Genomic DNA, 10,163 nt, shown 5'->3' on the forward strand with positions numbered 1-10,163 from the left:
TAACCAACGACAGTTAACGCCCAAAGGGAAGTTAAAACAACTAACTAAGACTACACTTTTTATTACAATAACGACCCCCATCCGTGGGCAATCAATTTGAGTTATCAACTATAAAATTCTTAATTTGCAACAAATAACACTTACAGTGCAACTTTGACTTATTACCAATGCATCTATATTTGCAACCTTAAAACTAACCTAACACATAAAAACATTACCAATCAAGCTGGCCAATTGCATTATTTTAAACTAAATTGGTAATACATAAACGCAACCATTGGTGTATAGTGGTTTGCAAGCGTAACATCGCGTTAGAATTTTGACATAATAGTGAATTTTGGGGTAACCTCTGGTATTAACTGTTGTTTTTGACTATTAGGCCCCAGAGGCCATTATTCCTTAAGGTAATGAAGGTAAAGTATGGGTAATCGTCGCTTATTTTGGCGCATTGTTGATAAAGTTGAGTCTTTGATAAATCAAGGTGAGTTTTCTGCTGGAAGTCGTTTACCACCAGAGCGTGAACTTGCTGAAATGTTTGACGTAAGTCGCCCTACTATCAGAGAAGCAATTATCGCATTAGAAGTGCGCGGCCGAGTTGAAGTTAAAACTGGCTCAGGTGTTTATGTTGTTGAGCAGCTAGAAAAACCAATTAAATCTAAAGAAATTAGTGCATTTGAACTTACTCAAGCGCGTGCTTTAATTGAAGGCGAAATTGCAGCACTGGCAGCTCAAACTATTACCGATGAAGAGTTAGAGCAATTAAATAAAACGCTAATCGCTATGGAAAAAGGCCTTTATGTTGAGCAGGCTGACCGTGAGTTTCACGAAATTATAGCCCGCGCTACTCGTAATAAAGCGCTTGAATATGCTGTATCTAATTTATGGGATTTACGTCTTAACAACGCTCAAATTGTTACCGATTATGGCAGCGTATGTAAAAACAATAACGACTGCGTAATGGACGAACATACCGCTATTTACAAAGCGCTTAAGTCTCATGATGCAAGTGCCGCACGCACAGCAATGCATAAACATTTTAATCGCTTAATTAATGCTTTATTTGATGCAGTAGAATCACGTGCACTTGAAGAAATTAAACGTAAAAATGATGAGAAAAGAGGACTTTACTCTTTAGACGGTTTGGTTAAAAGCGCAAACTAATACCCTTATTAATTACTTATACTGAAAAATAGCGAACAAGTCTTACTTGCTCGCTATTTTTTTGCTTATCACCTTGGTATAGCTATTCTATTTGAGTAAACAACACGCTTTTTCTAGCAGCTATACATTTAGCTTGCTTTAAAACGTATTAAGGGTTTAATTATTTTTAAGCAATGCTTCAAGATGTATTAATTACTGAGTATTGATGTTTCGCTAGTAATTAAAAAAAGATACACTGCGCAAAACCAGCCGATTGTAAGTAAGGAATTCAATGCAATCATCCACTAAAGATTTTTTACTCGCCATTATTTGTGTAATTTTAGCTATGATCACCATTCAATCTGGTGCCTCTATTGCTAAGCAATTATTTCCTATTGTTGGCCCCGAGGGCACTACTGCACTAAGGCTTGGTTTTTCTGCGCTTATTTTATGTTTAATCTTTAAACCTTGGAAACACTTACCCACGCAGGGTAATCGCACCTCTATTATTGTTTATGGTTTAAGCCTTGGCGGTATGAATATTTTATTTTATTACGCTATAGAGCGTATTCCGCTGGGTATAGGTGTTGCGCTTGAATTTACCGGCCCTTTAGCTGTGGCGCTATTTAGCTCTCGCCGCAAGCGCGATTTATTTTGGGTAGCCTGTGCCATTGCTGGTATTTTACTGTTACTACCCGATATGAGCAGCCAAGATAGCCTAGACCCTATAGGTGTCATACTTGCCCTTGCAGCAGGAGCTTGCTGGGCGGCGTATATTTTATTTGGTAAAAAAACCGGCTCTCAAAGCTCAGGTGGTGCAACGGTTGCTTTAGGTATGACCATTGCTGCGCTAGTACTTGTACCTTATGGTGGCATATCGCAAAGCAGTGCATTTACATGGGGAATTATACCGCTCGGCATTGGCATTGCCATTTTATCAAGCGCCCTGCCCTATACACTTGAAATGGTCGCTTTGCGCAATATGCCCGCACAAGGGTTTAGCATTATGCTTAGCTTAGAGCCTGCATTTGCAGCCCTTGCAGGCTTTATAATACTTGGAGAGTTACTTACATTGTGGCAGTGGTTGGCTATTTTATTAGTGATTATAGCCTCTGTTGGTAGCTCATTTTCAAGTGTTAAAAAACAAAAAAAACAAAAAAACATCTTAGACCTAACAAGTTAAAACAAAATAGCCATCGTATAAATTACGATGGCTACGTGCTTAATAATATCTATTAACTAACCGATTTAGCGCTTTTGCTGTTTGTTAGCAAATACCCAATTAATGAAATAAGCGGCATACCAGCGGCTACTAACGCAACGCTTGTCCAGCCTCCGGCCTCATAAAGCGGGCTGGCTATAAGTGAGCCTACAGCCCCACCTACAAAAATACTCGTCATGTAAATCGCGTTTAGTCGCGCACGGCTTTGCGGCTCTAATGAATACACAGCCCGCTGGCCAAGTACCATGTTTGCTTGCACAGCAAAGTCAATAAACACACCTGTTAAAGCTAAAATTATTATCCCGTTGGGTAACTCAAATAAACTAGGTACAAAGCACACTGCGGCAATCACTTTTGCTAATAACGATAACTGATGTGTGTAACCTTTATCGGCTAAGCGCCCAACAATAGGTGCTGCAATAGCGCCTGCTGCGCCAACTAAAGCAAATAGCGCTATTTGTGATTGCGATAAGCCATATTCTCGCGCAAGTACAATGGGGGCGCTTGTCCAAAATAAGCTAAAAGAGGCAAACATTAATGCCTGAAAAAGAGCTCGTTGTCGCAGAACAGGTTGGCTTATCATTAACTGCTTAAGCGATTTTAATAATTTAAAATAGGACGTTTTTTGATTTGGATGCCTGTGCGGAATGGCAAAATAAATTACGCTTGCAATAAACACCATACAGCCGGCTGCAAAATAAAATACCGCACGCCAACCAAAGTGATCGGCAATTAGGCTCGATATAGGCCTTGCGAGTAAAATACCTAATAATAAACCTGCCATAATATTACCCAGCACTTGGCCACGCTTTTCGTCAGACGATAAATGCGCCGCAAGCGGAATAAGCACCTGAACAGACACCGAGCTAATACCTATCATTAAACATAAAATAAGCATTACATTTGGTGTATCGGCAAGGGCTGTGCCTATTAAGCTCAAAAACGATACTCCAAGCGTTATAAGCATTAAGCGCTTATTTTCGACGAGATCAGCTAATGGCACTAAAAAAAATAGCCCAAGGGCATAGCCAATTTGCGTAAGCGACACAATAAAACTAGCACTATGCGGGCTCAACCCCACCTCGGGTGCTAATAACTCAATAATGGGTTGAGCGTAGTAAATGTTGGCAACAATAAGTCCGCAACATAAAGCAATAATGCTAACAAGTGTATTGCTAAGTGGCTGCGGTGAAATGCCTGTTTGAGTCATGTATTTCTCTGTTTTGTACAGTTTAAAAATAATAAAACCCAATGGGTACAAAGCCCATTGGGTTATAACCTCGTACTTTGCTTACTTTATTGGTGATGGCTTACCATGCGGGCTTGAGCGTAAATACTGTTTAGGTGCAGTTACAGTAGCGCCAAGCTCTGCTGCTGCATGCCAAGGCCAGTGCGGGTCATATAAAATACCACGCGCAAGTGCCACGCCATCGGCTTGCTGCTCGCTAATAATATCTTCGGCTTGTTGTGGCTCGGTAATTAAACCCACGGCTATAACAGGCATATTCACAGCCTCTTTAATAGCTGTTGCAAATGGCACCTGAAAGTTAGGTTTAACAGGTATTTGTTGATCAGGGCTTAAACCCGCTGTACTTACATGAATAAAATCACAGCCGAGCTCATCAAGGGCTTTAGCAAGCGCTACTGATTGTTCTAAATCCCAACCCCCTTCTACCCAATCAGTCGCAGAAATACGAATACCCACGGGTTTGTTACTGTTAAATTCTGCGCGCACAGCTTTAAATACTTCAAGCACAATACGCATACGGTTTTGCAAACTGCCTCCATATTCATCATCGCGCTTGTTACTTAAAGGTGATAAAAACTGATGCAACAAATACCCATGCGCCCCATGTAACTCTATTAAATCAAGGCCTAGCTCGTCAGCGCGTTTAGCGGCGCTTACAAAGTCTTTAATTAATGAGTCTATGTCGGATTGGCTCATGGCTTTTGGCTCTGGGCTATTTTCGTCGTACGCGACTGCTGAAGGCGCAAGCGTTTGCCAGCCGTTTTCATCCGTTGGGCTTAATGCACCACCCCCATCCCATGGCTTTTCTGTAGATGCTTTACGCCCAGCATGTGCTAGCTGAATACCAATAGGCATAGAGCTATATTGTCTAACCGCTTTTAAACTTTTATCTAATGCTTGCTGGGTTTCATTATTCCAAAGCCCTAAATCGCCATAACTAATACGCCCCTCAGGATTAACCGCTGTGGCCTCTAAAATAAGTAACCCTGCCCCGCTTAAGCTTAACTGCCCTAAATGAATGGTATGCCAATCACTAGCTGCACCATTATTTGCTGAATACTGGCACATAGGTGCAATAATAATTCGGTTGTTTAATGTGAGTTGCCCTATGTTTAACTCCGAGAATAACTGACTCATTGTTTGCTCCTTGATGCGCGCACACATGTGCGAATTGAAATAGCTTACGATAACTAACGATAATGGGGATCAAACTTAATTTTTACAGTGCAAAAAATAGAATAAGTCATTACTAAAAAAGCTACCTCAAACGTTTTTTTATCAGGGCTTAAGAAGCATTAACAAACACAACAATTAATGCAATTTTAAAAACGTGAATGGCTATTTACTTTTAAACAATCATGCTAGCTGTATGTAACATGTACCTAATTTACTAAAAACATTGGATGCAAGATGTATTTACATGAGTTAAAGTTTATTTTAACGCGCTATTTATTCCAAAAAAGTGAATTAAAATTCAACTTTATTATTCCCTGCCCCTTAACTCCCTGATAAACTGTTCACTTAATTTACTAATGTAAAACATTTGAACTGGGGATCACTTTTTATGTTTAAACCAAGCTTGTTAACCTTGGCTATTTCGAGCGCTGTATCTGGCGTATTTTTATTTCCTAATGCCGCACTTGCTCAAGAAGAAGTTGCAGCTAACAACAAATCGCTCGAAGTAATCGAAGTTACAGCAACAAGGCGCAGTGGCTCTGTGCAAAATGCACCGCTAAATATTACAGCGCTCGATGCCGATATTATGAAAGATCAAAATATCAGTGAGCTTGCGGATGTAGCACGCTGGGTACCTGGTTTAACAATTACCGATCAAGGTGGCCGCTCAGGCTCTCCTATCATTGTTCGTGGTTTAAACACTAACTCGTCTGGCCCATCATCAGATGGCGGTACAGTATCAACTTACATTAACGAAATTCCGGTTTCGGTTGATATGCGCTTGGTAGATATAGAGCGCGTTGAAGTATTAATTGGGCCACAAGGCACCCTTTATGGTGCGGGCACATTAGGCGGCGCAATTCGTTACATGCTTAAAGAGCCTGAGCTTGATTTTACATCGCTTGAAGTTTACGGCGATATGTTTCAAACCCAAGAAAGTGACTCTTTAGGTGGCGAAGGCGGGTTTATTGTTAACCTTCCTATTATCGAAGATGAACTTGCAGTGCGTGCAAGCTTAAACGTATACGAAGACCCAGGCTTTATTGATTATGCTTACACAGTGCGTGAGCCAGGTGTATCTCTACCGGACCCTGATTGGAGCAACGCCGACGAAGTAAACAACAATATTAAAAATGTTGAAGATGCTAACGGCGAAACAACTACCACAGGGCGTATTTCTGTACGTTGGAAACCAAGCGAAACATTTGAAGGGACACTTAATTACTTTTACCAAAACCAAGACAGCGAAGGCCGCTCGATTGTTCATTACAACAGTTTAAACGATGATAATGGCTTAAGCGATATTGTAGGTAAATACGAGTCTGCTTATCGTTATGAAGAACCGCGCGAAAAAGAAGATCAATTACTAAGCCTCGAGCTAAAAGCAGACCTAGGTTTTGCAGAGCTAGTATCGGCTACGGGTATTTCAAGCTTTGATGCCGACGGCCAACGCGACCAAACCGATTTGCTTATTCGTCTTGATTACGGCTACGAAGAATTTCCAGCGTTTTCATCTTTCACGCGTGAAATTGAAGAAGAAGACACCTTCACTCAAGAAATTCGCTTAGTGTCTCAAAGCGACAGCGACTTTAACTGGATTGTGGGTGGCTTTTACAACAAAACAGAAACCGAAGCATCAAGTAGAGAGTTTACGCCTGGGTTTGACCAATTCGCTATCGATAACTTTGGTGGCGCTCAGCTAAGACCTGACTCATTAGAATACTTAGAGCTTACAAAAAGTAAAGTCACTGAGTCTGCGCTATTCGGCGAAGTTGGCTACCAAGTTACCGAAAAATTAGATATTACCATTGGTGCACGTTTTTACGAATACGATGTAGAGGCGCAAGCAGCATTTGACTTCCCGCTTGCAAATACACTTTATGGCGATGCAGACCCTGATGCAATCACCGTTGCTTACGAAAAAGACGAAGCAGGCGATAACGGTAACTTATTCAAATTTAATGCTAAATACCAGTTTACTAATTCAGTAATGGGTTATGTAACAGTAAGTGAAGGCTTTAGAATTGGCGGTTCCAACCTTCTAGCTGTTTGCCCTGATCCTATCCCTGAAAACCAGCAAACAGGATGTGGTAACGCTGACGAAAGGCTTTTTGATGCAGATACTACTACAAACTACGAGTTAGGCTTTAAAAGTACCTGGTTTAGAAGCCAACTACACTTTAACGCCGCGTTATTCAACATAGATTGGGATGATGCACAAATTACAGGCGCTACAGATGTAGGCCAATTAACGTATCTTTCAAACGCAGGCAGCGCAAATGCAAAAGGGATTGAAATTTCTTCCCGTGCGATTTTATCTGACTCATTCTCGGTTTATGCAACTTACGCATACACCAAAGCAGAGCTAACATCAGACGCACCATTTTTGTTTAATGCTGATGGCACCGATGGCGCAGAAGACGGCGACCGTTTACCGGGCTCGCCAGAGCATCAGTTCTCAATGGGTGTAAACTATCAAACAGATGTGTTTAACGACAAAACCCTTGATATTAACTACGGTTTAACCGCACAAAGTGATGTAATTTCAAAAGTAGGTTTGCATGACAATGGCGAAACCCTGCCAGGTTACAGCTTAAGTAATATTTCTGCTAAGCTAACGGCTGATGAGTGGTCTACTACTTTATACATTGATAACGTATTTAATAAATACGCCGTTACATCAGTACGTCGTTCAGATGCCGATATAACAACTGCAAACGGTGCCGACATACAACGTAACTACGGCCACTATATAAATCGCCCACTTACGGTAGGCGTTAAATTTAACTACAAATTTGAAATATAATTTATAGTTACTTTTAAACAATGTTTTAAGGCTCAAATTTATTTGAGCCTTTTTTCTTTATTAACACATAAATAAAACAACCATCATGCAGCCAAACTTAAAGCACCTCCATCAAAGCGCCATTGAGTATTTAAACCAAGGTAATATACAAAGTGCCCATAAAGCCCTCGTTGAATTAGTGACTCAAAAAAGCGACTTTGCCGATGGCTACTTTTTACTGGCCATGGTAAATTTACGCGTAGGGCAAATTCACAAAGCCATAAAGCTAATAGAAAAAGCCCTTAGCCTTGGTAAAAGCATTGAATACAGCGCGCAGCTTGCAAAGTGTTACGCATTAACAGGTGAGCTTACCAAAGCCAAAAACACCGCTTTAGCGATACCGGTTCAGCAAATACAAAAGAGTCTTGATGCCGATACCCTAGGTGTAGCGCTTACACAAGCAGGCCTGCACAAAGAGGCACTAAACTATTTTAACTGCGCAATTGAACTGGCTAACCATGCAAATAAACCGCAACCTCAGTTTTATTATAATTTAGGGGTAAGCGCTAAATTTTTAGGCCAATTTGAACAAGCCAAAAATGCCTTTGAAAACGCCATTACTCTAAACCCACTACATCATCAGAGCCATTTTGCATTAAGCGATTTAACCAAAGCGTCGCTGCAAAATAACCATATTGAACGCTTAAAAAACGTGTTTGAGCAAATCACTCACCCCGATGCAAAACTACATATAGGCCATGCCTTAGCAAAAGAGTACCAAGACCTTGGTGAGTTTACTCAGGCTTTTAACGCGTTAGAGCAAGGTAAAGTAGCAAAACGTGCTATGCAGCCATTTGATCATAAAAGCTCAACTGAGCTATTTGAACATATTAAATATCTAAGTAAGCAGCACGCACAAGCGCTAACACAAGGTAACCAAACAGCCGAACCTATTTTTGTATTAGGTATGCCACGCTCTGGCACCACATTGGTTGAGCGTATTTTATCGAGCCACAGCGACGTACAATCAGCCGGAGAATTACAAGACTTTGGCCTAAGCGTTAAAAAGTTAAGCCAAACCCAAACACCGCATGTACTCGATACTCAAACACTCACTCAAGCGTATGACCTTGATTTTATTCAGCTTGGGACAACGTATTTAAACGCCACTCGCGTAACCACCGGCAGCCATAAGCACTTTATAGATAAGCTCCCATTTAACTTTTTTTATATCGACTTAATAACTAAAGCACTGCCAAACGCTAAAATTATTTGCATGCTGCGCAACCCAATGGACACCTGTATTGGTAACTACCGCCAGCTATTTACGATAAATAACCCCTACTACGCATACTCGCTCGATTTACTCGACACAGCCAAATTTTATAGCCGCTTTTACAAACTCATGCAGCACTTTGGCGCCCTGCACAGCAATATAAAATTAGTAAAATACGAAGAGCTAGTCGCCCAGCCCGAGCAGCAAATTAAAGAGTTAGTCAGCTTTTGTAATTTAGAGTGGCAAGCACAGTGTATAGACTTTCACTTAAACACCGCTCCGGTCTCTACGGCTAGTAAAGTACAAGTACGCCAACCATTAAATAGCAAAGCAATCGGCCGTTGGAAGGCGTTTAAACCCCATACTAATGCAGCAGTGAAGTACCTTTTAAAGCAAGGTATAGATGTTGAGTAAGTATTTTTTGAAAAACATGCATATGTTCATCATTCTAATATTTTTGTTCTGCACCCATAGTAGTGCTGCGACGACCACTGCAGATATTAAAAATAATAAACCCTTAAAAATGCAGATACCAACTGGTCTAAAATTGCCTCTAAATTTTGAACTATTAACTCAAAAAAAGCTTCTTGGCTCACTAAATAAAAACGACGACTGTTCTATCAAAGACGAACATCATAACAATCGATTTGTCTCAGTTTTTAAGCTAAGTTCGGGCGATAAACTGCTTGCATTAGCTTGCAACACTGGAGCATATCAAGATAGCTATTTGACCTATTATGTCAAGACGTTAACTAACATGGCTTACCCCATAACTTGGTCAGAACCTACTTTTATTGATAATAAGTGGGAGCTAAAGCGAACTAATTTACTTACCGGCAGTATTGAAATTACCGAAATAGGGAATGAATTAAAGTCTCTGCGCTTATACTCTGCTTTTGGCTCTTGCGGTTATAGTGTTAATTACACCATTTCGTTCCCACAATTAATTAATCTAAAACCTAATTTAATAAATGCTGACAACGATTGTGGTAATAGCCTCTTAGTTGATAAGTGGCCTATAATTTCCAATGCAAATTAAAGAGTTGGTCAGCTTTTGTAATTTAGAGAGACAAGCAAAATGTAAAGACTTTTTGTTTTAGGCAGGGCTGAAACCAAATAAGCGGCTTGTTTAAGTGTAGGTCGGATAAGCGAAGCGCCATCCGACAGAGTAAAATACCTTGCCAATTATTATCACATTTTATATTGTCGAGTGGCTGAAGAGTGCCCAGACTGTGTGAAAACTAATTTTTAATAAATTGTCTTGGGTATGTTCTTAGTTTGAAACCATTTAAGATGGTTGCGATCGATTTTTTAT

General features: G+C 40.5%; 7 protein-coding genes. 5 read left to right on the forward strand and 2 right to left on the reverse strand.

The window, feature by feature from the left end; all coding sequences use genetic code 11:
• The first annotated feature begins 420 nt into the window (after window positions 1-420).
• Together CWB60_RS07325 and CWB60_RS07330 are read left to right on the forward strand one after the other, a co-directional pair.
• Entirely contained in the window at window positions 421-1,161 is a 741-nt protein-coding gene (locus CWB60_RS07325) for a FadR/GntR family transcriptional regulator (RefSeq protein ID WP_058549918.1), read from the forward strand.
• Window positions 1,162-1,432: 271 nt separating this feature from the next.
• A complete protein-coding gene (locus CWB60_RS07330; protein ID WP_138578609.1) occupies window positions 1,433-2,323 on the forward strand; it encodes an EamA family transporter in 891 nt (296 codons plus the stop codon).
• A gap of 52 nt (window positions 2,324-2,375) precedes the next feature.
• On the opposite strand, the gene CWB60_RS07335 is transcribed toward CWB60_RS07330, so the two are convergent.
• Both CWB60_RS07335 and CWB60_RS07340 read right to left on the reverse strand, forming a co-directional pair.
• A complete protein-coding gene (locus tag CWB60_RS07335) occupies window positions 2,376-3,572 on the reverse strand; it encodes an MFS transporter (RefSeq protein ID WP_138578611.1) in 1,197 nt (398 codons plus the stop codon).
• Window positions 3,573-3,653: 81 nt separating this feature from the next.
• Window positions 3,654-4,748 carry an NADH:flavin oxidoreductase/NADH oxidase gene (locus CWB60_RS07340; protein WP_138578613.1) on the reverse strand — a complete coding sequence of 365 codons (1,095 nt, stop codon included), beginning with the start codon at window positions 4,746-4,748 and terminating at the stop codon, window positions 3,654-3,656.
• A gap of 427 nt (window positions 4,749-5,175) precedes the next feature.
• On the opposite strand from CWB60_RS07340, the gene CWB60_RS07345 reads away from it, so the two are divergent.
• The 3 genes from CWB60_RS07345 (at window position 5,176) to CWB60_RS07355 (ending at window position 9,887) form a co-directional block, all read left to right on the forward strand.
• Window positions 5,176-7,593: a TonB-dependent receptor gene (locus tag CWB60_RS07345; RefSeq protein ID WP_058549922.1), complete on the forward strand. Its 2,418-nt coding sequence runs from the start codon at window positions 5,176-5,178 to the stop codon at window positions 7,591-7,593.
• An 85-nt stretch (window positions 7,594-7,678) separates the two neighbouring features.
• Complete coding sequence (locus CWB60_RS07350) at window positions 7,679-9,262, forward strand: tetratricopeptide repeat-containing sulfotransferase family protein (RefSeq protein WP_138578615.1); 1,584 nt, start codon at window positions 7,679-7,681, stop codon at window positions 9,260-9,262.
• 7 nt (window positions 9,263-9,269) lie between these two features.
• Window positions 9,270-9,887, forward strand: a complete 618-nt coding sequence (locus CWB60_RS07355; RefSeq protein ID WP_131692521.1) for a hypothetical protein — start codon at window positions 9,270-9,272, stop codon at window positions 9,885-9,887.
• The last annotated feature ends 276 nt before the right edge of the window (window positions 9,888-10,163 follow it).

The organism is Pseudoalteromonas sp. S327 (assembly GCF_005886415.1).
Classification (GTDB): Bacteria; Pseudomonadota; Gammaproteobacteria; order Enterobacterales; family Alteromonadaceae; genus Pseudoalteromonas; species Pseudoalteromonas atlantica.

Excerpts from the sequence above, each read along its gene's own strand:
- CWB60_RS07325 (WP_058549918.1), top strand. The coding sequence starts at position 421 with ATGGGTAATCGTCGCTTATTTTGGCGCATTGTTGATAAAGTTGAGTCT.
- CWB60_RS07330 (WP_138578609.1), top strand. The coding sequence starts at position 1,433 with ATGCAATCATCCACTAAAGATTTTTTACTCGCCATTATTTGTGTAATT.
- CWB60_RS07335 (WP_138578611.1), bottom strand. The coding sequence starts at position 3,572 with ATGACTCAAACAGGCATTTCACCGCAGCCACTTAGCAATACACTTGTT.
- CWB60_RS07340 (WP_138578613.1), bottom strand. The coding sequence starts at position 4,748 with ATGAGTCAGTTATTCTCGGAGTTAAACATAGGGCAACTCACATTAAAC.
- CWB60_RS07345 (WP_058549922.1), top strand. The coding sequence starts at position 5,176 with ATGTTTAAACCAAGCTTGTTAACCTTGGCTATTTCGAGCGCTGTATCT.
- CWB60_RS07350 (WP_138578615.1), top strand. The coding sequence starts at position 7,679 with ATGCAGCCAAACTTAAAGCACCTCCATCAAAGCGCCATTGAGTATTTA.